We start from the raw sequence: 20,360 nt of genomic DNA on the forward strand, positions 1-20,360 counted from the left end.
ACCCCGGGAGTGAACCGCTCATGACCGCCACCCGTCAGGCCGATGCCCTGCAGCAGTTCCGCCGCCTGCACCAGGACGGCATCCTGCTGCTCGCCAATGCCTGGGACGCCGGCAGCGCCCGGCTGATCGAGAGCCTCGGCGCCAAGGCCATCGCCACCACCAGCGCCGGCGTCGCCTGGGCGCATGGCTATCCGGACGGCGACGCGCTGCCGTTCGACCTGCTGGTCGCCACCACCGCCGACATCACCCGGATCCTGACGGTACCGCTGACCGTCGACAGCGAGGGCGGCTACAGCGACGACCCGGCGGCGGTCGGCGAATCGATCGCCCGGCTGATCGGCGCCGGCGCCGCCGGCATCAACCTCGAGGACGGGGTGGGCAGCCCGGACCTGCTCTGCGCCAAGATCGCGGCGATCAAGGGCGCCGCCGCGCGCAGCGGCCAGGATGTGTTCATCAACGCCCGCACCGACGTCTATCTCCGCGGCCTGGCGCCGGAGGGCGGCAAGGTGGCGGAGGTGCTGGCCCGGGCCGGGCGCTACCGCGACGCCGGCGCCGACGGCATCTTCGTGCCGGGCGTGACGAAGCCGGACGAGATCAGGGCGATCGCCGCCGACGCGCCGCTGCCGCTGAACGTGATGGCCCGGCCCGGGCTGCCGGGCGCGGCGGAGCTCGCCGGCCTCGGCGTCCGCCGCCTCAGCGCCGGCTCCGGCATCAGCCAGACGGTCTATGCCCAGATCGCCGGGCTGGCGCGGTCCTTCCTGGTGGATGGCGTCTCCGACCCGCTGGTCTCGGGCGCCATGCCCTATCCGGAGATCAACGCACTGATGGCGAGGTAGAGAAGGCCGCTCGAGCCCCGGCGCGGCCGCCCAGCCGCGCCGCCAGGCTGGCCAGGCGGGGCGGCCGCGTATGGATCTTGGTGGCGCTAGTTGAGCGCTCGGGGGAGTTGGACCGGCGGTAGCGGCGGAGCCTGCTGGTGGGCCTGCGCGAAGATATAGCTGTAGATGAATACCCGCACGGCGGCGGACAGATTGCTGCGACCTCGATGTGCGGCGTCTATCCGATGCACAAGGCCGTTGAGGTTGATTCTCTCCCGCTCAAGGATTTCGTCCAGTGTCGACCAGAAAGCTGCCTCCAGCCTGATACTGGTGCGCCTTCCACGCACCATGACATTGCGCGTCAGAGCATCGATCATCTTGTACTCAGGTTTCAGTGCACGAATTCGACATGCGATGTTGGTCCCCCGGCGTGCGACGCTCAGGGCAGGGCCAGATGGTTGGTCGCCTGTCTCCAGGAATCACCGCGGGGCGTCGGGGACCGGTCGCGGCCAAAGGAATGGGGCTGCCCGAGCGAACAGACAGCCCCTTTTCCGGCGGCGCGGTTCGATTAGAGCGTGAAATCGCTCGCCGTCAGAGCGACCGCTGTGAACAAGCGAATCTGTGCGTCGGCCGTACCGTCGCCATTGGCGTCGATATACACGGCAGTCTGGGTTGTTCCCTCGATGAAGCGGACCTCACCGGCGTGATGGGTGAAATCCTCCGTGCCGATGAAAGTGCCGCTGCCATGGGTGATGCCTGACAGGTCGATCTTGTCTCCCTGGCTCTGGGAGAAGTCGCTGATGCGGTCCGGCGCCTTGGCGGTGGAGTCCGCGATGGAGGAGAAGACGAAGGTGTCCGCACCAAGCCCACCGTTCAGGGTGTCGATGCCGCCTCCGCCGTTCAGCACGTCATCGCCGTGCCATCCTTGGAGATAGTTGGAACCGCTGTCGCCGGTCAGAGTGTCCGCGAAGGCGCTGCCGACGAGGTTCTCGATGCCGCTATACGTGTCGCCGGCGGCATCGCCCGTATTCGCTGACGGATTGGCCAGGCTCGCGGTCACGCCGACGGATGCGTTGTCGTAGAGAGCGGTGTCGAATCCCGCGCCACCGGTCAGAACGTCGGCCCCGGCACCACCGATCAACTGATCGTTCCCATCACCGCCGTCGAGCGTGTCCGTGCCGGCCAGGCCGGACAGACGGTTGGCACCACCATCGCCTGTCAGGGAATCGCTGAAGGCGCTGCCACGCAGCCATTCGATGCCCGTCAGCGTGTCGCCGGCCGCGTCGCCGCCAGTGCCGGTGCCCGGACAGACGGTTGGCACCACCATCGCCTGTCAGGGAATCGCTGAAGGCGCTGCCACGCAGCCATTCGATGCCCGTCAGCGTGTCGCCGGCCGCGTCGCCGCCAGTGCCGGTGCCAGTGACGAGGCTGACCGTGACCCCCGCACTGGAGGCGGTGTAATCGGCCATGTCCTGGGTGCCGGCACCGCCATCCAGCACATCGGCGCCCCCGTTCCCCGCCAGGTTATCATTGCCTGCGCCGCCGGTCAGGGTGTTCTCGTCGGTGTTCCCGCCCAGATAGTCGTTGAAGCCGGACCCTGAGAGGTTGGTCATGCCGATCAGGCTGTCGCCTTCGGCTTCGCCGCCGCGGCCGGTGGTGACGCCCGTCAGCCCGAGGTGGATGCCAAGGATGTCGATGTCGAGATTGCCCGTGGCGGCGAGGTTGACAAAGACAGCGGACGTCGCTGTCGAATAATCCGCCGTATCGACGCCCGAGAGCTGGATATCACCGATACCGCCGACAACGTTGAGGATGCCGCCGATCAGGACGTCGGCGCCGGCCCCTCCATTGATCGTGTCATTACCGGAATATCCGGCAATGACGTCATCGCCGCCCAGCCCGTTAATCGTGTCGTTGCCGAGGGCCTGGACGGGACCGAGGATCAGTGATGGGACAATATCTGCACCTTCAGTGCCGGTAAAGGTCGCCATACCTATGTCTCCAATTGAATGCCAATGGAACAATCAAGTCTGGCCACGCGTAATTTTTTATCTCAACCAAGAATCGCAGATATTTAAAATGCCATCGGCTTTTTCTTGTCATTGGGAAATTTAGTTATGGAGATGTCTGTCTGAACGAAATATATGATTAAGATCCTTTTGAATCAAAGGTAATCATAATATTCCTATAATATCTGACTTTTAATATTATTCCCGAATCGGAGGGATCGGTGCCGGGCCGAGGTTTTGTCGGTGGAGAGACTTGTTGCGGCTGGCTTGTCGGGACGGGCATGGGGCAGGCCGGGACAGCCCGCAACGGGTGAGAAAACCTGCTCGCTCTCCCAGGGGGATGTGAGGCTACCTGTCGCCGAGCGCTCTGTAGCACGCCTCTCTGACCACGCTTTGAAGCCTGGAACAGCCCGGCTCCGTATCCGGGCCTTCTATCCATTCTATCCGGAACGGTCCTCCGCCGGGAAACCGGAAACGAGCACGATAGCGGCCACAGGAGGCGACGCCTACATGCTCGGCGAACTCCACTTTCCAGTCAGACGGGTCATGATAATTCAGCATTCGCAAAATGCGTCTTCATTCCAGGAGACCTACCCGCATAAACCAACGTGTAGCGACGCTGTTCCTCGACATCGGCACTTGGCATCGACACGTTGCCTTTGGTTCATCAAGTCCGCGGCCAGCGGCGACGGCGTTTTGGTCTTCGGCGTGACCCGCTCGTCTCGGGTGCGATGGCTTATCCGGAGATCAACGCCCTGATGGCGAAGGGGCGAGGGGCAGGGAGGTGTCGCTTCTGCTAATGTCATCCTCGGGCTTGACCCGACGGGCCGGAAGCCTTCGAAGCGGTTCTCCGGTGGCCCTTGGATTGCCGAGTCAGGCTCGGCAGCGACAATAAACTGACGGATCAGCCGCCGGCACTGCCGCCGAGCCGCGCCGCCAGGCTGTCCAGGTCGGGCTCGAACCAGATCTCGCGGCCGCGATCGGCCTCGCGCACCCAGTCGCGCAGGGCATTGCTGGCGGAGAGATGCTGCGAGATGTCGCCGATCACCGCCAGCTTCAGCCGGTAGTTGACCGCCTTCTGGGCGATCTCCCCGGCCAGGCCGCTGCGCAGCCGGAAGAAGGCGGGGCCGAGGCGGGCGGCCGGGATGGCCAGGACCGAGGCGCCGGCGAACATCGCCTCGCCGATCAGGTCGGTGGTGGCGCGGGGCGTGTCGATCGCCGGCCCGTCCGTGTCGCAGACCAGCACCCGCTCGTCGCCCCAGCCCAGGATCTCGGTCATCGGTCACATCCTTCGGCCCATTGCGGCGCCGGCCGTTTCGTTGCTGCCCGTTCGAACGCAGCCGGCGATCTCCGGCGAGTTCGACGGAATCCGGGCCGTGGGCCGTGTGTCTTTAGAACGGATTACGGAGGCAAAGGAATGCCCCTCAAGACATCGCTCCTCAAGGCCACCCTCGTCGCCATCGCCCTGGTGACGGTTGCGCCGGTGGCCGCCCAGGCCGCGGGCGCCGGCGACCCGCACATCTCCTATTACTCGCATCGCCGGGACCACGACCGCGATTGGCGGCGGCACCATGATCGCGACCGGGACCGCCACAGCGACCGCCGGCACTGGGATCGCGATCGTGATCGCCATCACGGCGACCGGCACCATCGCAACAGCGCGGAGGAGCGGTTCTGGCGGCTGGTCCGCTGATCCAGGTCTCGCCTGAGCGAGGCAAGGCCCGCCCTGGACATGTCCAGGGCGGGCTTTTTTCTTCCCGGCGCCAGGGCTGGCGGGCGAGTGTCCGCCTGATCGGAATTCGTGGTCTCGCCTGCGCGGCGCAGGCGGTCGAGCATTACGAGATTTTCCGCTACGGCCCCCTCAAGGCGTGGGCCGCGCATCTGGGGATGAAGGATGCGGTGGACCCGTTCGACCAGACCGTGAAGGAGGAGAAGAAGACCGACCAGCTGCAGAACCAATTGGCGGAGCGCGGCCTGAACAGGAAGGCCGCCTGAACGACCGACGGCGGCCACGATGCCGCGGCCGGATCTCCGATGGCGAGCCCGCTCCATGTCTCGCCGTCGGAGGTTCGGCGCGAGCGCCGCCCCGTCTTCGTTGCCGCCTCGCTGCGTTGATGCGTGGCGGCGGGCGCCGGCGGCTGCTACGATCCTTGCGGGTCGGGGGCTCGTCACCCGGGGGGCGAGGAGGTCGGACCATGAACCGCACCCGTGTCGAGCCGGCGATTGTATTCCGGCGACCCCGTGGAGGCACCGCCGTCATGGCCGACGCGGATGCGCTGGCCGGGTGGTTCGAAGCCATATACGACGCCATACTGGATCCGCATCGAACCGAAGGCGCATCGACGCTGCAGGGGCGATCGCTCCAGCTCCTCGAGATCGACCGCGTCCTGATCGAGCTCGCCGACGAAACCGGCGGCGATGGGGATCGGATCACCGCGGCGCTGCGGGCCGTGTGCCAGGCCGTGATCGCGGAGTACCGGGAGATCGTGCCCTTGCCGCCGGCCGCGCTCTCCGATCCGGCGGCGGCCAACGCGGCCTGAGCCGGATCTTCCGACCGGAACCCACGGCATCGCACGCTCATTGCCACAGGAGAGGCCGCCCGGCCTGTTCCACCCGGCCCGCGCCCTCCCGGGCGAAAGCGATGGCAACGGCCCGCCCGATGCCGGAATCGCCGCCGGTGATCAGCGTGATCTTGCCCTGCAGCCGGCCGCTGCCGCGATAGCTGTCCTCGCCATGATCCGGTGGAGGATCCATGGGTGCGGTCAGGCCCGGTGGGCCCTGCTGCTGCTTCGGATGAGGAGGAACGGGGCGGGGGTCGGCCATCGTCATCTCCGTATCGCCATCGCCTCAGGTGGCTGCCGGCCGGACGCGGTTCCGGCGGGCGGGAGCGGCGGCAAGCGCGCAAACCGGCCGGGTGTGACGCTTTCGGATGAACGCTTCGCGCCGTTCGCGCTTCAGCGATCGACACCCGCGAGGTGCGGAGCCGGTTCGCAATACTCGATCAGCAATTCGGTGAGGACCCGTATCTTCCGTGCGGGATGCTGACCCGGCGGGCGGATGACATAGGCACCGGCCGGAGGCGGTGGATGACGCGTCATGACCGGCATGAGCGCACCGGACGCTATATGTTCATGGGTCAGACAATCGGGCAGGTAAGCGATCCCGAGCCCCGCTGTCGCGGCGGCAACCAGGGCCATGCCGTTGTCGGCCTTGAAGCGGCCCTGGGGACGAACCGTGATGATCTTGTCGCCGTCCATGAGCTGCCAGCTCTCGGTGCCTTGCATCAGGGCCTCGTGAGCGACGAGCTCCTCCGGCGTTTCGGGCGATCCGTGCGCCCTGATGTAGTCCGGGCTCGCGACGAGCTTCCCATAGATCGGTCCGACGCGCCTTGCGATCAGGTTGGAGTCCTGAAGATAGCCAACCCGTATCGCACAATCATAACCCTCCGTGATGAGATCGACGAAGCGATCGCTGTAGCAGGTGTGGATCTGGAGCTGGGGGTGGCGCCGCGCCATTTCCGCGAGGATGGGAGCGAAGTGAGTCGGGCCGAAGGAAAGCGGCACGGCAACGCGCAGGCGGCCGCGAAGCTCGCCGGCGGGTAGGATCGTTTCCCTGGCCACGTCGATCTCGGCACAGACCCTGGCTGCATAGTCCCGGAACGTGGCCCCGGCCTCCGTGAGAGCCGCGCCCCGGGTGGTCCGTGCAAGCAGCTGGACACCAAGTTCCGCTTCAAGCCGGACGAGCCGCCGGCTGACGATCGACTTGGAGACGCCGAGCCGGAGCGCGGCAGGCGAAACGCCTCCGGCATCAGCCACTTCCACAAAGGTCCGCAGCTCCTCGATATCCATTTGGCGTTCCCCTTTCCGCGACACAGCTTGCCGTGAAAGGGTGCTACTGCATCTCGAATAGGAACGACAATACTGGTTCCGGGCAACGTCGCCCTGGCGCATGTCTCCCGCAAAACCGATGCCGCTCATATGCGGCAACAAAGGATGTCGTAATGACCTTCCGTAACGGCCTTGCTTCGCTTCTTCGTCCTGAAGACTCGGTACTCGTTCTGATCGACCACCAGCCTTACCAGCTCGCGAACCTGAACAGCCACGATCCGCAGATGGTGGTCAACAACACGACGGCCCTGGCGAAGGCCGCCAAGGCCTTCGGCGTCCCCACCATCCTGACGAGCGTGATCGCCGACCGTGGCGGTCTCCTCTTCCCCCATATCACCGATGTGTTCCCTGGCCAGGAGGTGATCGACCGGACGTTCATCAACACCTGGGAGGACAGGAAGGTGGTGGACGCGGTCAAGGCGACCGGCCGCACGCAGCTGATCATCGCCGGCCTGTGGACCGACATCTGCGTCGCGATGCCGGTGATCCAGGCTCTCGGCGAAGGCTGGGACGTGACGGTCATCACCGACGCGTCGGGCGCGACCTCGGTCGAGGCTCACGAGGTCGCCATCCAGCGCATGATCGCGGCTGGCGCGAACATGATGACCTGGCTGGCGCTGGCGTCCGAATGGCAGCGCGACTGGGCCCGGACCGAGCACGCCGCAGAGTTGACGGACGTGCTCAAGCAGCATGCCGCCGGCAGCGGCATCGCGTTCCTGTGGGAACAGCAGCTGCTCAACACGCCGGTGCCGAGCACCGCTGGCTGATCCGGGAGGGGGTGCCGAGAGTCCCGAGCGGCGCTTCGGGAAAAAGCCGATGGCTTACCGGGCCTCGTCATCCCCTTTCGCTCGAAGGCCGTCCATGCCTTGATGCGACCGGCCGGCCTGATCAACGACCACCGGCCGCGCGCTGCCTTCTTCACGCAGGGGTTCGAGACCGGGCGCGCCAGGGCCAAGCTGGCGCATTGCTCCAACGCCGGATTTCGGCGGGCTCGGGACGCGCGTGCTCGGGCACTCCGCCCGATCCTTATCCCGCGCCTGCAGCCGGCGGAGGTCATTGGCGGAAGGGGTGGGATTCGAACCCACGGTGACGTCGCCGCCACGCCGGTTTTCAAGACCGGTGCCTTAAACCGCTCGGCCACCCTTCCGGATGGGCCGCACCATACGGATTTGCCCCGCCGGTTTCAAATCGCTTCGCATCGTTCGGGCCATGCGGGAGGCGCGGGCAACATTCGACACCTGAAATCGTGAGTTGTCGCTTTTCACTGCGAACCGAAGCGGTTACGGGCGTTGCTGTCGAAGCAGTCGGTATGCCAATACAACCTATGAGGGCATGCAGAAATACCCAGAAATACTGGGTGCAAAGCGACGGCCGGGACAGGTTGCCTCACCGGCCTCCAGCACATGCCATAATATGACGGACCGGACCGAGACGAATATGCTGGACCTTTGACGGGATCTTATGACATACGGGCGGACATGACTGCCGAACCGATCCAGACCCGGTCCGGACGCCGCTCTTTTTGCGTGAAATTCAGCCGCACGAAGTCGGATCGTCTCCCGGGGCTCGCCGTCGTCGCAGCCATCGGCGTGGCGCTGGCCGCCACCGGATGTGCTCCCTCCCAACCGGGCAAGGGGAGCCTCGCCGAGCGGCCCACTCTCGCACGACCCGCCGATCCGGGTGTCGTCACCATCGATGGCGTCCGCTACGTGGCGCGGACGGATCGGGAGTCGGTGCAGGTCGGCAACGCCACCTGGTACGGGCCCGGCTTCCACGGCCGCAAGACCGCCAGCGGCGAGCGCTTCGACACCGGCCTGGTCACTGCGGCGCATCGCAGCCTGCCGCTGCCCAGCCTGGTCAAGGTCACCAACCTCGACAACGGCCGGACGCTGATCGTCAAGATCAACGATCGCGGGCCGTTCGTGCGGTCGAAGATCCTCGACATGTCCTCGCGCGGCGCGGAGCTGCTGGGCTTCCGCGGCGCCGGCACCGCCCGGGTCAAGATCCAGGTGCTGGAGGAGGAAACCCGCTTCAACGCGCTGCAGCAGCAGCGCGACCAGGCGCGGAAGAACCAGGTCGCCTCGACCGGCAAGGATGACGACCTGCCCGACAGCCGCTACGTCGCCGTGCCGTCGGCGCCGCGCGTGCCGGACCGGCTGCCGGAGATCGTCGGCAACGTCCGGGACGAGGCCAGGCCGAACCCGGCCGGCCTGTTCGTCGCCGCCGCCAGGGCCACACGGCCGCAGGAGGTCGCCTCGCTGTCCGAGGCGCTGCGCCGCTTCGGTCCGATCTCGACCGCGGCCGCCGCCGGCGCGATCGAGCTGCGCATCGGCCCCTTCATCGACCCCAAGGCCGCATCGACCGCCTTGAAGCAGATCGCCGACGCGGGCTATTCCGGAGCACGCATCGTCCCCGAGTGACCCGTCCGGTCCGCGGCGCGACGAGGCCGCAACCGAGGACGGATCGCTTGGGCGGACATTTCATCACGCTTGAGGGCGGCGAGGGCTCGGGCAAGAGCACCCAGGTCAAGCGCTTGGCCGCCCACCTTGCCGGGCGCGGCCTCGAGGTCGTGAGCACGCGCGAGCCCGGCGGCTCGCCGGGGGCGGAGGCGATCCGCACCCTCCTGGTCAAGGGCGACACCGACCGCTGGGACCCGGTGACCGAGGCGCTGCTGCATTTCGCCGCCCGGCGCGACCATCTGCGCGTCACCGTGCGCCCGGCGCTGGAGCGCGGCGCCTGGGTGGTGTCCGACCGCTACGCCGACAGTTCGATGGTCTATCAGGGCTGGGGCATGGGCGTGGACCGCGCCAGCCTGGACGCCCTGTTCCGGATCGCCACCGACGGGCTGAAGCCCGACCTGACGCTGGTGCTCGACGTCCCGGTCGAGACCGGCCTGGCCCGCGCCGGCGCCCGCCGCGGTGGCGAGGACCGCTATGAGCGCATGGGCGAGGCCCTGCACCAGCGCCTGCGCGAGGGTTTCCTGGCCATCGCCGCGGCCGAGCCGGAGCGCTGCGTCGTCATTGACGCCACGGGTACGGCCGATGAGGTGGCGGCCGCCATCCGCGCCGCGGTCGACGCCAAATTCGGGCCCGCAGCACCGTGAGCGGCGAGTTTCCGGTTCCCCGCGCCAATCCACGGCTGCTGGGCCATGAGGCGGCGGAGGCGGCGTTCCTCGACGCCCTGCGCGCCGGCCGGCTGCCGCATGCCTGGCTGATCACCGGCCCACCCGGCATCGGCAAGGCCACCTTCGCCCACCGGGTCGCGCGCTTCCTGCTGGCCGGTGCCCCGCGCGGCGCGCCGAGCCTGGAGATCCCGGCCGACCACCCGACGTTCCGCCGCGCCGCCGCCGCCGGCCATGCCGACCTGCTGACCATCGAGCGCAACGGCGGTGGCGAGGAGGAGAAGAAGCGCCGCAGCCGCGAGATCCCGGTCGAGCAGATCCGGCGGATCGAGCCCTTCCTGCGGCTGACCGCGGCCGAGGGCGCCTGGCGCGTCGTCATCGTCGACGAGGCCGAGGCGATGAACCGCAACGGCGCCAACGCCCTCCTGAAGATCCTGGAGGAGCCGCCGGCCCATGCCGTGCTGCTGCTGACCTGCGGCAATCCCGGCGCGCTCTTGCCGACCATCCGGTCGCGCTGCCGCCTGCTGGCGCTGGAGCCGCTGCCGGACGCCACCGTCGACCGTCTGCTGGCCGAGCACGCCTCCGAGCTGGACCCGGCCGAGCGGGCGTCGCTGGTGCGGCTGGCGGAGGGCAGCATCGGCCGCGCCGCGTCGCTGATCGAGGATGGCGGCCTGGGCCTGTACCGCGACATGCTGGCGCTGCTGGATGATTTCCCGCGGGTCGACTTCAAGGCCGTGCACCGGATGGGCGACCGGATCGGGCCCGTCGCCGCCGATTCCAGCTGGCGCCTGTTCACCGAGCTGCTGGTCTGGTGGATGGAGCGGCTGGCCCGCGCCGCCGCCCGCGGCATCGCCCCGGCCGAGATCGTGGCGGGCGAGGGCACGGTGATGCAGCGCGTGGTCGGCGCGCTGGACCGGGCCGGTGGCAGGGCGGGCGGCCTTGATCGCTGGGTGGAGCTGTGGGACAACACCCGCCGTCTGTTCGCTCAGGCGGACGGGTCCAACCTCGATCGGAAGCAGGTTCTCCTGCAGGCGTTCATCGGCATCGAGCGCGCCTGCAACGGCTGACCGCCGCCGTAGCACGGGCCACATAGCACGGGAAGAGGCCGCGATGACGGCGCCGAAGACATTCTACATCACCACGCCGATCTACTACGTCAACGACAAGCCGCATATCGGCCACGCCTACACCACGCTGGCCTGCGACGTGCTGGCCCGGTTCAAGCGGTTGGACGGCTATGACGTCCATTTCCTGACCGGCACCGACGAGCACGGCCAGAAGGTGCAGAAGGCGGCCGAGGCGGCCGGGGTGGACCCGCAGGCCTTCACCGACCGGGTCAGCCAGAATTTCCGCGACCTGGCCGCGGCGATGAACTTCAGCAATGACGACTTCATCCGCACCACCGAGCCGCGCCACGTCAAGGCGTGCCAGGCGATCTGGGAGGCGATGAAGGCCAATGGCGACATCTATCTCGGCGGCTATGCCGGCTGGTACTCGGTGCGCGACGAGGCGTATTACGGCGAGGACGAGCTGACCGTCGTCGACGGCAAGCGCATCGCCCCGACCGGCGCCGAATGCGAGTGGGTGGAGGAGCCGAGCTACTTCTTCCGCCTGTCGGCCTGGGGCGACCGGCTGCTGGCCTTCTACGAAGCCAACCCGGACTTCATCGCGCCGGAGTCCCGCCGCAACGAGGTGATCGCCTTCGTCAAGGCGGGGCTGCGCGACCTGTCGATCAGCCGCACCACCTTCAACTGGGGCGTCAAGGTGCCGGGCGACGAGGCGCACATCATGTATGTGTGGGTCGACGCGCTGACCAACTACCTGACCGCCGTCGGCTATCCGGACGTGGGTTCGGACAGCTTCAAGCGCTGGTGGCCGGCCGACCTGCACATGGTCGGCAAGGACATCCTGCGCTTCCACGCCCTGTACTGGCCGGCCTTCCTGATGTCGGCCGGGCTGCCGGTGACGAAGCGGGTCTTCGCCCATGGCTGGTGGACCAATGAAGGCCAGAAGATCTCGAAGTCGCTCGGCAACGTGATCGACCCGCTGGAGCTGATCGCGACCTATGGGCTGGACCCGGTGCGCTACTTCCTGCTGCGCGAGGTCTCCTTCGGCCAGGACGGCGACTTCTCCCGCCGCGGCATGGTCCAGCGCACCAATGGCGAGCTGGCCAACGGCTTTGGCAACCTGGCGCAGCGCGTGCTGTCGATGATCGGCAAGAACTGCGCCGGCCAGGTGCCCCAGCCGGGCGAGCTGACCGATGAGGACCGCGCGCTGCTGGCCCAGGTCCCGGCGCTGCTGGAGACGCTGCGCCGCGAATTCGACGTCCAGGCCTTCCATCGCGGCCTGGACGCCGTCTGGGCGGTCGTCGGTGAGGCCAACCGCTATGTCGACGAGCAGGCGCCCTGGACGCTGCGCAAGACCGACCCGGCGCGGATGGCGACGGTGCTGTGGGTGCTGGCCGAGACGGTGCGGCGCCTGTCGATCCTGATGCAGCCGGTGATGCCGCAAGCGATGGCGAAGACGCTCGACCAGCTGGCCGTGGCCGCCGATGCCCGCGGCTTCGACCGCGTCGGCGACGACCACGCGCTGGTGCCCGGCACCGCGTTGCCGGCGCCGCAGGGCGTGTTCCCGCGCTATGTCGAGCCGGAGGCGACGGCCTGATGCTCGTCGACAGCCACTGCCATCTCGATTTCCCCGATTTCGCGGCGGAGATCGAGGATGTGGTCGGCCGCGCCGCCGCGGCCGGGGTCGGCTGCATGCTGACCATCTGCACCCGGCCGGACCGGCTGGCGGATACGATCGCCCTGGTCGACCGCTTTCCCATGCTCTACGGCGCGGCCGGGGTGCATCCGCATGAGGCGAAGGATTTCACCGGCCTGACGGTCGAGGGAATCCTCGAGCTCGTCGCGCATCCGAAGATGGTCGGGATCGGCGAGACCGGCCTCGACTACCATTACGGCCTCAGCCCGGCCGAGGCGCAGCAGGAGAGCTTCCGCCGCCATATCCGCGCGGCGCGCATCGCCGACCTGCCGGTGATCGTCCACACCCGCGAGGCCGAGGACGACACGCTGCGCATCCTGGCCGAGGAGGGGCGGGGCGGCGAGCTTCCGCCGCTGCGCGGCATCATCCATTGCTTTAGCGGAACGCGGCAACTCGCTGAAGAATCGGTAAAACTCGGACTTCACATCTCGCTGTCCGGGATCGTGACCTTCAACAAGTCCGAGGACATCCGGGCCACGGCGAAGGATGTGCCGCTGGACCGCATCCTGGTCGAGACCGACGCGCCCTACCTGGCGCCGGTGCCGAAGCGCGGCAAGCGCAACGAACCCGCCTTCGTCGCCCACACCGCCCAGCGCGTGGCTGAGCTGCACGGGCTGTCCGGTTCAGATTTTGCTCGAAGGACGAGCGACAATTTCTTCAATCTGTTCACGAAGATCCCGAAGCAAGAGGCCTGAAGAGGATGCGCGTCACGGTGCTCGGCTGCGGCGGTTCGATGGGCGTGCCCATGGTCGGCGGCGTCTGGGGCACCTGCGATCCCGCCAATCCGCGCAACCGCCGGCGGCGCCCGTCGATCCTGGTGCAGAGCGACAGCACCACCATCCTGATCGACACCTCGCCGGACCTGCGCGACCAACTGCTCGACAACAGCGTCAAGCGGGTCGACGCACTGCTCTACACCCACGTCCATGCCGATCACATCCACGGCATCGACGACCTGCGGCCGCTGGCCTTCAAGCAGCCGATCAACGCCTATATGGATTCGGCGGTGCGGCAGGAGCTGGAGGAGCGCTTCGGCTACATCATGACCTCGGTCGAGATGGACCGCGGCTTCTACCATCCGTTCCTGGTGCCGCATCTGCTGGACGGGCCGTTCCGGGTCGGCGACATCGACATCGTGCCGTTCGAGCAGGACCATGGCCGCGTCGTGTCGATGGGCTACCGCTTCGGCAAATTCGCCTATTCGACCGATGTCGTCCGCCTCGACGACCGCGCCTGGGCGGCGCTGGAGGGGGTGGAGCTGTGGATGGTCGATGCGACCCGGCCGGAGCCGCACGTCTCGCACGCCCATCTGGCGCTGACGCTGGAATGGATCGAGCGGCTCAGGCCGAAGCAGGCCTGGCTGACCCACATGAACCACCAGATGGATTACGAGTGGCTGTGCCGGCAGCTGCCGGGCCATGTCCGGCCGGCGCATGACGGGCTGGTGATCGAGATCGGCTGAGACGGGGATTTTTCGCCCCGTTCCGGCGGCCCCGCCACAAATTCATCCCATTCCTGCGAATAGATTCACAGCGGGACCGCTTCGGGATCCGTCCCGGGAACCAGGCGGCTTTGGGGCTGGGGGCGGTCCTACATCCACCGGCAATCATGGGGGGCGGCGGCCAATGGCGAATGTGTCGATCGACGGCTATGTGTCCAAGACCATCTCGGACATCTGCCGGAACCTGAATGACGACAGCCTGAATCATTGTGCCCATTTCGTCTCGCACGTGCTGGGCATCCAGTTCGGCTACACCTGCTCGGCCCAGTCGGGGAAGAGCCTCAGCCCCTCCGCGAACATCCGGGTGCAGGAGCTGTTCGCCCGCTGCCCGACAGTGGCGGAATGGGATGACACCGCCGCGAAATCCAAGACCCTTCTGGTCTTCGTGACCAAGAAGGGCAACCTGGTCGACCTCAAGACCAAGACCTTCGGCAACATCCCGAAGAAGCATGTCGGCGTCCTGTGGCGGGACAACATCTATCACTATTCCAATTCGGCCGGGCAGGTGATGAAGCAGGCGCCGGCCGACTTCTTCACCCGGATGGCCGGCGCCTACGGGCCGCTGCAGAAATTCACCGGAACCCTGCCCGTCGAAGTCGGCAACCAACTGGTCTGAGGTCCGCCATGAAGATCATCGCAATCCCGGCCGCGCTGGGCCTCTCCCTCCTGGCCGGGTCCTGCCTGGCGGGGAACGGCGCCGCGGCCCCGACCACCGCCGACCTGCTGGAGACGGTCTTCCGGCACGCCGACACGGATATCCGCAAGGTGCCGTCCTGCGAGAGCGTCTTCGCCACGCCGCAGGGCCACACGCTGGGCCGCTACGTCGCCGAGCAGCTGTCGAACCTGTCGGGAACGGGGGAGAACAGCGTCACGTCCTCCTGCACGCCCGGGAAGGGGGGGTGGAGCTGCGACGTGACCTTCCTGCACAAGGATCCGGCGCAGGAGGAGGTGACCAATTACGGCCTGCGCCTGCAGGTCACGGCCGCCGGCCAGCTGAGCCCGGACGGCCTGTCCTGCACCGGCGGCGGTTGAGGCGGAGCGGGCTTGCCGGGAAGGGCGCCTCCGGAAAAAGGCGGCGCCCACGCTGCGCGGTGGCTTCTACGGGCGGCGCGGGGGCCGGCGCGGCTGCGGCGACGGGTTGGCGGCCTGGTTCGCGGCGGCGCGCTCGGCCAGCGCCAGCTCGGTCTTCAGCTCGGCGATCTTGCGGTCCATGGCGTCCCGCAGCGTCTTCGAGGTGTGATTGCCGAGATGGCCGCGCTTCTGCTCCAGCTCCTGCAACTGCTTCCGCTTTTCCTCGCGGTTCCGGCGAATCGGGGCGCCGTCGGACCGCTGTCCGTCAAAAGAACGCATAACTGACCCTACACTGGGTTTTCGGGGGGATGCCGTGGGCACGGCCCGGGGCCGTGCCGCATCCGCGGAAGCGCTGGCCTAACCGATCCGGGGGCCATCGTGCAAGCTGGTATGTGGCGCGACCTCGCGGTAGGGTCGCTGCCTCCGGGCAGAGATGGGGATGGGGAGGGCGCCGTGCAGCCATCGACACGCAGCTTGCGATTCTGGTGTGCCGCGGTCCTGGTGCTGGTGGCCGGCCTGTTTGCCGCGGCCGTTCCGGCCGGCGCCGCCTCGAAGGACAACCGCTTCCGCATCGTCGACGAGCTCGGCCCCGACCAGGTCGAGGAGCTGATCACCGTCGCCATCGACGGCCGCACCATCGGCATCCTGCACATCACCAAGGACGATCCGGTCGCCGAGTTGCAGGTGAAGGTGCCGGCCGGCCGGCCCGCGCGCTACGAGCTGTGCGGCTTCCTGATCGTCCAGACGCCGGAGGGCACCCGGCGCCAGCACCCGATCAACCACACCGGCACGATCGAGAATGCCGATGGGCGCGTGCTGAAGGCGTTCAACCAGAACAACGAGATCTTCTACCTGCAGGACGGCACGCCTGGCGATGCCGCCGCGGCCACGACCACCATCGTCGGCACCGGGCAATGCGCCCAGCCGGTCGCCTGACGCCAACCGACAGAACGGACACAGCCATGCAGACGCCCTGGACCGCCGATACGGCGCGCTACGAGACCGCCCGCTTCCGCCGCTCCGGCCGCAGCGGCCTGCAGCTGCCGGAGATCTCGCTCGGCCTGTGGCAGAATTTCGGCGGGGTCGACCATGTCGAGACCGGCCGCGCCGTGCTGCGCCGGGCCTTCGACCGCGGCGTCACCCATTTCGACCTGGCCAACAATTACGGCCCGCCCTACGGCTCGGCCGAGGAGAATTTCGGCCGCATCTTCGCCGCCGATTTCCGGCCCTATCGCGACGAGCTGCTGATCTCGACCAAGGCCGGCTACGACATGTGGCCGGGGCCCTACGGCAATTTCGGCTCGCGCAAATACCTGGTCGCCAGCCTGGACCAGAGCCTCAAGCGCATGGGGCTCGACTATGCCGACATCTTCTACTCGCACCGGCTCGACCCCGAGACGCCGCTGGAGGAGACGATGGGCGCGCTCGACCATGTCGTGCGCCAGGGCAAGGCGCTGTATGTCGGCATCTCCTCCTATTCGCCGGAGGCGACGCGCCAGGCCGCGGCCATCCTGAAGGATCTCGGCACGCCCTGCCTGATCCACCAGCCGTCCTATTCCATGCTCAACCGCTGGATCGAGGACGGGCTGCTGGACACTTTGGAGGATCTCGGCATCGGCTGCATCGCCTTCTCGCCGCTGGCGCAGGGCATGCTGACCTCGAAGTACCTGGACGGGGTGCCGGAGGATTCGCGGGCCAAGCGCGGCCGCTCGCTGCAGTCGCGGCTGCTGTCGGAGGGCAACATCGCCCGGATCCGTGAGCTGAACGCCATCGCCCAGCGGCGCGGCCAGACCCTGGCGCAGATGGCGCTGAGCTGGGTGCTGCGCGACCCGCGCGTCACCTCGGCCCTGATCGGCGCGCGGTCGGTGGCGCAGCTGGACGACAGCCTCGACGCGCTGAAGGGCGCGCCGCTGGCCGCCGAGGAGCTGGCCGAGATCGACCGCCATGCCCTCGACGGCGGCATCGACCTGTGGCGGGCCTCGTCGACCGCCGCCGCCAAGGCCTAAGGCAGCCGGCGCGCGGGCTGGCTTTGCGGTGCGGCGGACGGCTGGTTGTCGTTCGCCGCGACCCGGCAGGCGATGGCGCCGCCGCCCGCAACCGTCAGCTGCGGATACAGCGCCAGCAGCCGGCGCAGCACGCCGTTGGTCCAGCCGAAGCCGTCCTGGTTCGGATACTCCCCGCCGCTGGCGGCTTCGGTGCCGGCGACATCGTATTTCTCGGTCAGCTTGCCGGTCTGCGCGTAGATTCCGGCGACCCGCTCGGCCCAGCGGCGGGCGACGGTCTCCGCCAGGCGGTCATGGCCGGTGCGGGCCAGGCCGCGGATGGCGATCCATTCCAGCGGCGCCCAGCCATTCGGCGCGTCCCATTGCTGGCCCGACGCGATCTCGGTGGTCAGCAGCCCGCCGGGGGCGAGCAGCCGGCGTTCCAGGGTGTCGGCGACGCGGGCGGCCTGGTCCGGATCGGCCAGGTCGAAGAACAGCGGATAGGCCGTCGCCAGGGTGACCGTGCCGGTCAGCCGCCCTTCGCGCCACAGATAGTCGGTGAACACTCCGGCCTCGGGGTCCCACAGCAGGCGCCGCACCGCCTCGGCGCGCTGCCGGGCCAGGGTCTCCAGCTCCGCCGCGCGATCCGGCCGGCCGGCGGCCGCATAGGCCTTGGCCAGCACGGTCTCCAGCTCGGCCATCAGGCTGTTCAGGTCCGGCGGCACCACCGCCGTCACCCGGATCGTGCCGAGGGTCCTGCCGTCGGCTAGCCAGCGCGAGGAAAAGTCCCAGCCGCTTTCGGCCGCGGCCCGCAGGTCGCGATAGACCTCGCCCGGCGGTCGGTCGGTCGACCGCGCGGTCTCGACATCCTCGCGATAGGATTCGTCGCGCGGCTGGTCGCTGTCGTCCCAATAGCGGTTCAGCAGCGTGCCGTCCGGCAGCCGGACCAGCCGGCGATAGGCCTGGCCGGGCTTCAGGAAGTCGGCGCCGTCCATCCAGAAGGCGTATTCCCGGGCCAGGGTCGGCAGGGCGTCGGCATAGACTTTCGTCGGGTCGTCGCTGCTTTCGGCCGCCAGCTCGACCATGGTGGCGAAGAACGGCGCCTGCGACCGGCTGAGATAGTAGCTGCGGTTGCCGTTCGGGATGTGGCCGTAGCGGTCGATCAGGCTGGCGAAATTGGCCAGCACGTCGCGCGCCAAGTCCTGCCGGCCGCTCTGGATCAGGCCCAGCATGATGAAATAGGAATCCCAGTAATAGACCTCGCCGAAGCGCCCGCCCGGGACGACATAGGGGTTGGGCAGCGGCAGCAGGGTGGAGCGCGGATCGGGCCGGTCCGGCCGCCGCGTCAGCACGTCCCACAGCGCGTCGATATGGCTGCAGACATCCTGGCCCGGCACCGAGTGATAGCCGGTCTTTTCCGGCGCTGGCGGCGTGAAGTGGCGCCGCACGAAGGCGGCCAGGTCGAAGCCGGGCTTGCCTTTCTCCTCGGCGTAGCGGCGCAGGATCTCGGCCGGGTCCGCCTTCGGCTCGGCATCGACGAAGGTCTTGCCGTCCGGGAAGACCCGCTGCATCTGCACGTCCTGGAACAGCTCGCCATAGACCGCCGCGGGCGGCTGTTGCTGGGCCAGGCCGGGCAAGGCGAGGAGGCACAGGGCGAGCAGCAGCGGGACGGCGCGGGCCTGGAACAGCCGCATGGGAAAACTCTCCGGCCTGAGGGGCGGGAGACAGGGAATTTAGGTCCCGCGGCGCCGGCGGCCAGACGGCCGGCTCTGTATCAGGCCGGCGCAATCTCCCGCTGAGCCTGGACTGCGGTGATGAAGCCGGCATAGCTCCAGCCGAGATGCCTGGCCGAGGTCTGGGCGCCGGTCTCGCGGTCGAACTGCTCCGACAGCGCGCCATCGGCCGGGGTGAAGGCCTGGACCGTGGCCAGGAAGGCGTCGCCACGGTCGTGGAAGGCGGCGGCCATCCGGCGGCTGTCGAGGCCGTCGGGCTCGGTGCCCAGCGCGCGGGCGGCGAAGCCGCGATTGTCGTCGGTCAGCGCGAATGCCGCGCCGCCCGCCAGCGCCGCGGCCAGGCGGTAATGGAACTCCGCCGCCGCCAACGTCGCGATGTACCAGGCGCCGCCGCCGAAATAGCGGTCCTCGCGATAGCGGCCCAGCGCCGGGGCGGCGCGGCCGGCATTGATCGGGTAAAGGCCGGCGAACAGGTCCTCCAGCGCCGCCAGCGTCGCCTGGGCGCGCGGATCCAGCACGCTGTGCGGGCCGGAGGGGAGTCTGGCATGGAGCACGCCGAGGATCACCGCGATGTCGAGGTCGCGGCCCGGCGCGCCGGACCCGGCCGGCAGGAGGCTGGCATAGGCCCGGGCGTCGGGCCGCCAATGCCCGTCCGCCGCGGCGGCGAGGGCGGCTGCAGCCTCCCGGCACCGGCCGGCGGCCGCGGCATTGCCCTGGGCCTCCAGCCATTCTGCGCCCCGGCGCAGCGCGGCGCATTGCACGACGCCGGTGTAGTAGTCGTGGCCGAGGCTGTCTTCCCAGATCTCGAAGCTGGGCTCGGCGTGATGCGCCAGCACGAAGTCCAGGTCGATGCGCAGCAGCGCGGCCGCCTCGTCCCGCACGCCCGGCGCCAGCACGCCATCCTCCAGGCACCGCAGCAGGGTCAGGGCCTGCAGTGCCGACCCGTCATGCTGCGGCCGCGACCAGTTCAGCGTATCCAGCGTCCCGTCCGGGTTGACCCGCACCTCGCCCCAGATGCGGTCGCCGGCGACGCCGCGCAGATCGGCTTCGGACCGGACATGCTGCACGAAAGCCGGATCGACGCCCCGCCTCGGGTCGCCCCGGGCCAGCACCGCGGCGCCGGTCAGGTCGCGCAGCCCGAGGCTGAAGCGAATGTAGTCGGCGATGGCGCCGGCATCCGCGGCCGGCCGGGTGCCATCCGCCACCAGGATGCGCAGCGCATCCATCACCAGTGCCGAATCCCGGAACCAGTGGAAGAAATAATCCGGATCGGGGTCGTAGGCGCCCATCACCGAGGACGCCACCACCGATCCCGGCCGCGGCACGATGCGCTGGCGGAAGGGCGGCCGCTCCTTCACCAGATGGGTGGCGGAGACGCCGAGCGTCAGGTTGCGGGCGGCGACCGCGTATTGCCGGTCGATCCAGTCGCCCAATGAAGCCATATCCCCGCCATCTGATGTCATCGGCAGTCGTCCATT

At 68.4% G+C, this 20,360-nt stretch carries 24 protein-coding genes and 1 tRNA gene; 15 read left to right on the top strand and 10 right to left on the bottom strand.

Annotation, left to right across the window (positions count from 1 at the left end; all coding sequences use genetic code 11):
* Positions 1-20: 20 nt before the first annotated feature.
* Positions 21-836 carry an isocitrate lyase/PEP mutase family protein gene (locus BWR60_RS03890; RefSeq protein ID WP_088149697.1) on the top strand — a complete coding sequence of 272 codons (816 nt, stop codon included), beginning with the start codon at positions 21-23 and terminating at the stop codon, positions 834-836.
* Between the two features lie 86 nt (positions 837-922).
* Here BWR60_RS03890 and BWR60_RS03895 read toward each other — a convergent pair whose 3' ends face one another.
* The 4 genes from BWR60_RS03895 to BWR60_RS03910 all read right to left on the bottom strand — a co-directional run bounded on the left by BWR60_RS03895 (position 923) and on the right by BWR60_RS03910 (position 4,103).
* On the bottom strand, positions 923-1,192 hold the full coding sequence (locus tag BWR60_RS03895) for a ribbon-helix-helix domain-containing protein (protein WP_088149698.1): 270 nt from the start codon (positions 1,190-1,192) through the stop codon (positions 923-925).
* A gap of 191 nt (positions 1,193-1,383) precedes the next feature.
* Positions 1,384-2,082, bottom strand: a complete 699-nt coding sequence (locus BWR60_RS03900; RefSeq protein WP_429913005.1) for a calcium-binding protein — start codon at positions 2,080-2,082, stop codon at positions 1,384-1,386.
* A complete protein-coding gene (locus BWR60_RS37920) occupies positions 1,970-2,806 on the bottom strand; it encodes a calcium-binding protein (RefSeq protein ID WP_221345206.1) in 837 nt (278 codons plus the stop codon). The genes BWR60_RS03900 and BWR60_RS37920 overlap by 113 nt, the downstream gene beginning before the upstream one ends.
* A gap of 922 nt (positions 2,807-3,728) precedes the next feature.
* Positions 3,729-4,103, bottom strand: coding sequence for a DUF4180 domain-containing protein (locus BWR60_RS03910; RefSeq protein WP_088149701.1), 375 nt, complete (start codon positions 4,101-4,103; stop codon positions 3,729-3,731).
* Positions 4,104-4,241: 138 nt separating this feature from the next.
* Between BWR60_RS03910 and BWR60_RS03915 the strand changes: the two genes are divergently transcribed.
* The 3 genes from BWR60_RS03915 to BWR60_RS36880 all read left to right on the top strand — a co-directional run bounded on the left by BWR60_RS03915 (position 4,242) and on the right by BWR60_RS36880 (position 5,364).
* Complete coding sequence (locus tag BWR60_RS03915; RefSeq protein ID WP_088149702.1) at positions 4,242-4,517, top strand: hypothetical protein; 276 nt, start codon at positions 4,242-4,244, stop codon at positions 4,515-4,517.
* Between the two features lie 104 nt (positions 4,518-4,621).
* A complete protein-coding gene (locus BWR60_RS38000) occupies positions 4,622-4,819 on the top strand; it encodes a ferritin-like domain-containing protein (RefSeq protein ID WP_275542365.1) in 198 nt (65 codons plus the stop codon).
* A gap of 200 nt (positions 4,820-5,019) precedes the next feature.
* On the top strand, positions 5,020-5,364 hold the full coding sequence (locus tag BWR60_RS36880; RefSeq protein ID WP_179221620.1) for a hypothetical protein: 345 nt from the start codon (positions 5,020-5,022) through the stop codon (positions 5,362-5,364).
* A 37-nt stretch (positions 5,365-5,401) separates the two neighbouring features.
* Here the strand turns inward: BWR60_RS36880 and BWR60_RS03930 are convergent, their stop codons facing one another.
* Positions 5,402-5,647, bottom strand: a complete 246-nt coding sequence (locus BWR60_RS03930; RefSeq protein WP_429913004.1) for a hypothetical protein — start codon at positions 5,645-5,647, stop codon at positions 5,402-5,404.
* Positions 5,648-5,778: 131 nt separating this feature from the next.
* On the bottom strand, positions 5,779-6,672 hold the full coding sequence (locus BWR60_RS03935) for a LysR family transcriptional regulator (RefSeq protein WP_088149705.1): 894 nt from the start codon (positions 6,670-6,672) through the stop codon (positions 5,779-5,781).
* Positions 6,673-6,824: 152 nt separating this feature from the next.
* Here BWR60_RS03935 and BWR60_RS03940 point away from each other — a divergent pair, with 152 nt between their 5' ends.
* Complete coding sequence (locus BWR60_RS03940; RefSeq protein ID WP_088149706.1) at positions 6,825-7,478, top strand: hydrolase; 654 nt, start codon at positions 6,825-6,827, stop codon at positions 7,476-7,478.
* Between the two features lie 290 nt (positions 7,479-7,768).
* Here BWR60_RS03940 and BWR60_RS03945 read toward each other — a convergent pair.
* Positions 7,769-7,858: transfer RNA gene (locus BWR60_RS03945), tRNA-Ser, on the bottom strand.
* A 562-nt stretch (positions 7,859-8,420) separates the two neighbouring features.
* Between BWR60_RS03945 and BWR60_RS03950 the strand changes: the two genes are divergently transcribed.
* From BWR60_RS03950 to BWR60_RS03985, 8 genes are all read left to right on the top strand, one after another.
* Entirely contained in the window at positions 8,421-9,131 is a 711-nt protein-coding gene (locus tag BWR60_RS03950; protein WP_230982938.1) for a septal ring lytic transglycosylase RlpA family protein, read from the top strand.
* A gap of 47 nt (positions 9,132-9,178) precedes the next feature.
* On the top strand, positions 9,179-9,814 hold the full coding sequence (gene tmk, locus BWR60_RS03955) for a dTMP kinase (RefSeq protein WP_088149708.1): 636 nt from the start codon (positions 9,179-9,181) through the stop codon (positions 9,812-9,814).
* On the top strand, positions 9,811-10,899 hold the full coding sequence (locus tag BWR60_RS03960; RefSeq protein ID WP_179221621.1) for a DNA polymerase III subunit delta': 1,089 nt from the start codon (positions 9,811-9,813) through the stop codon (positions 10,897-10,899). The genes tmk and BWR60_RS03960 overlap by 4 nt, the downstream gene beginning before the upstream one ends.
* Positions 10,900-10,942: 43 nt before the next feature.
* The gene (gene metG / locus BWR60_RS03965; RefSeq protein WP_088149710.1) at positions 10,943-12,496 is read left to right on the top strand and encodes a methionine--tRNA ligase; all 1,554 of its coding nucleotides are present in this window, start codon (positions 10,943-10,945) and stop codon (positions 12,494-12,496) included.
* Positions 12,496-13,290 carry a TatD family hydrolase gene (locus BWR60_RS03970; protein ID WP_088149711.1) on the top strand — a complete coding sequence of 265 codons (795 nt, stop codon included), beginning with the start codon at positions 12,496-12,498 and terminating at the stop codon, positions 13,288-13,290. The genes metG and BWR60_RS03970 overlap by 1 nt, the downstream gene beginning before the upstream one ends.
* Before the next feature lie 5 nt (positions 13,291-13,295).
* Positions 13,296-14,057, top strand: coding sequence for an MBL fold metallo-hydrolase (locus BWR60_RS03975; protein WP_088149712.1), 762 nt, complete (start codon positions 13,296-13,298; stop codon positions 14,055-14,057).
* Positions 14,058-14,220: 163 nt separating this feature from the next.
* The gene (locus tag BWR60_RS03980; protein WP_088149713.1) at positions 14,221-14,712 is read left to right on the top strand and encodes a hypothetical protein; all 492 of its coding nucleotides are present in this window, start codon (positions 14,221-14,223) and stop codon (positions 14,710-14,712) included.
* An 8-nt stretch (positions 14,713-14,720) separates the two neighbouring features.
* The gene (locus BWR60_RS03985; RefSeq protein WP_088149714.1) at positions 14,721-15,128 is read left to right on the top strand and encodes a hypothetical protein; all 408 of its coding nucleotides are present in this window, start codon (positions 14,721-14,723) and stop codon (positions 15,126-15,128) included.
* Positions 15,129-15,194: 66 nt separating this feature from the next.
* On the opposite strand, the gene BWR60_RS03990 is transcribed toward BWR60_RS03985, so the two are convergent.
* On the bottom strand, positions 15,195-15,374 hold the full coding sequence (locus BWR60_RS03990; RefSeq protein ID WP_088149715.1) for a hypothetical protein: 180 nt from the start codon (positions 15,372-15,374) through the stop codon (positions 15,195-15,197).
* Between the two features lie 246 nt (positions 15,375-15,620).
* Between BWR60_RS03990 and BWR60_RS03995 the strand changes: the two genes are divergently transcribed.
* Together BWR60_RS03995 and mgrA are read left to right on the top strand one after the other, a co-directional pair.
* A complete protein-coding gene (locus BWR60_RS03995; RefSeq protein WP_144445518.1) occupies positions 15,621-16,103 on the top strand; it encodes a hypothetical protein in 483 nt (160 codons plus the stop codon).
* 26 nt (positions 16,104-16,129) lie between these two features.
* Positions 16,130-17,173 (top strand): L-glyceraldehyde 3-phosphate reductase, encoded by a 1,044-nt coding sequence (mgrA, locus tag BWR60_RS04000; RefSeq protein ID WP_088149717.1) that lies wholly within the window; start codon positions 16,130-16,132, stop codon positions 17,171-17,173.
* On the opposite strand, the gene treF is transcribed toward mgrA, so the two are convergent.
* Together treF and BWR60_RS04010 are read right to left on the bottom strand one after the other, a co-directional pair.
* Positions 17,170-18,843: an alpha,alpha-trehalase TreF gene (treF, locus tag BWR60_RS04005; protein WP_088149718.1), complete on the bottom strand. Its 1,674-nt coding sequence runs from the start codon at positions 18,841-18,843 to the stop codon at positions 17,170-17,172. The two genes, mgrA and treF, sit on opposite strands and share 4 nt — an antisense overlap.
* Positions 18,844-18,923: 80 nt before the next feature.
* Positions 18,924-20,324 carry a glycoside hydrolase family 15 protein gene (locus BWR60_RS04010; RefSeq protein WP_218823333.1) on the bottom strand — a complete coding sequence of 467 codons (1,401 nt, stop codon included), beginning with the start codon at positions 20,322-20,324 and terminating at the stop codon, positions 18,924-18,926.
* Positions 20,325-20,360: the final 36 nt, after the last annotated feature.

Origin of the sequence: Inquilinus limosus, from assembly GCF_002195995.1 — a bacterium.
GTDB lineage: Bacteria > Pseudomonadota > Alphaproteobacteria > DSM-16000 > Inquilinaceae > Inquilinus > Inquilinus limosus_C.

Bases quoted from the DNA above. Each gene is read 5' to 3' on its own strand.
- BWR60_RS03980 (WP_088149713.1), top strand. From the start codon at position 14,221: ATGGCGAATGTGTCGATCGACGGCTATGTGTCCAAGACCATCTCGGAC.
- BWR60_RS37920 (WP_221345206.1), bottom strand. From the start codon at position 2,806: ATGGCGACCTTTACCGGCACTGAAGGTGCAGATATTGTCCCATCACTG.
- BWR60_RS03930 (WP_429913004.1), bottom strand. From the start codon at position 5,647: ATGGCCGACCCCCGCCCCGTTCCTCCTCATCCGAAGCAGCAGCAGGGC.
- BWR60_RS03895 (WP_088149698.1), bottom strand. From the start codon at position 1,192: ATGATCGATGCTCTGACGCGCAATGTCATGGTGCGTGGAAGGCGCACC.
- BWR60_RS03940 (WP_088149706.1), top strand. From the start codon at position 6,825: ATGACCTTCCGTAACGGCCTTGCTTCGCTTCTTCGTCCTGAAGACTCG.
- treF (WP_088149718.1), bottom strand. From the start codon at position 18,843: ATGCGGCTGTTCCAGGCCCGCGCCGTCCCGCTGCTGCTCGCCCTGTGC.
- BWR60_RS36880 (WP_179221620.1), top strand. From the start codon at position 5,020: ATGAACCGCACCCGTGTCGAGCCGGCGATTGTATTCCGGCGACCCCGT.
- BWR60_RS03935 (WP_088149705.1), bottom strand. From the start codon at position 6,672: ATGGATATCGAGGAGCTGCGGACCTTTGTGGAAGTGGCTGATGCCGGA.
- metG (WP_088149710.1), top strand. From the start codon at position 10,943: ATGACGGCGCCGAAGACATTCTACATCACCACGCCGATCTACTACGTC.
- BWR60_RS03910 (WP_088149701.1), bottom strand. From the start codon at position 4,103: ATGACCGAGATCCTGGGCTGGGGCGACGAGCGGGTGCTGGTCTGCGAC.
- BWR60_RS03975 (WP_088149712.1), top strand. From the start codon at position 13,296: ATGCGCGTCACGGTGCTCGGCTGCGGCGGTTCGATGGGCGTGCCCATG.
- BWR60_RS03890 (WP_088149697.1), top strand. From the start codon at position 21: ATGACCGCCACCCGTCAGGCCGATGCCCTGCAGCAGTTCCGCCGCCTG.
- BWR60_RS03985 (WP_088149714.1), top strand. From the start codon at position 14,721: ATGAAGATCATCGCAATCCCGGCCGCGCTGGGCCTCTCCCTCCTGGCC.
- BWR60_RS03915 (WP_088149702.1), top strand. From the start codon at position 4,242: ATGCCCCTCAAGACATCGCTCCTCAAGGCCACCCTCGTCGCCATCGCC.
- BWR60_RS03970 (WP_088149711.1), top strand. From the start codon at position 12,496: ATGCTCGTCGACAGCCACTGCCATCTCGATTTCCCCGATTTCGCGGCG.
- mgrA (WP_088149717.1), top strand. From the start codon at position 16,130: ATGCAGACGCCCTGGACCGCCGATACGGCGCGCTACGAGACCGCCCGC.
- BWR60_RS04010 (WP_218823333.1), bottom strand. From the start codon at position 20,324: ATGGCTTCATTGGGCGACTGGATCGACCGGCAATACGCGGTCGCCGCC.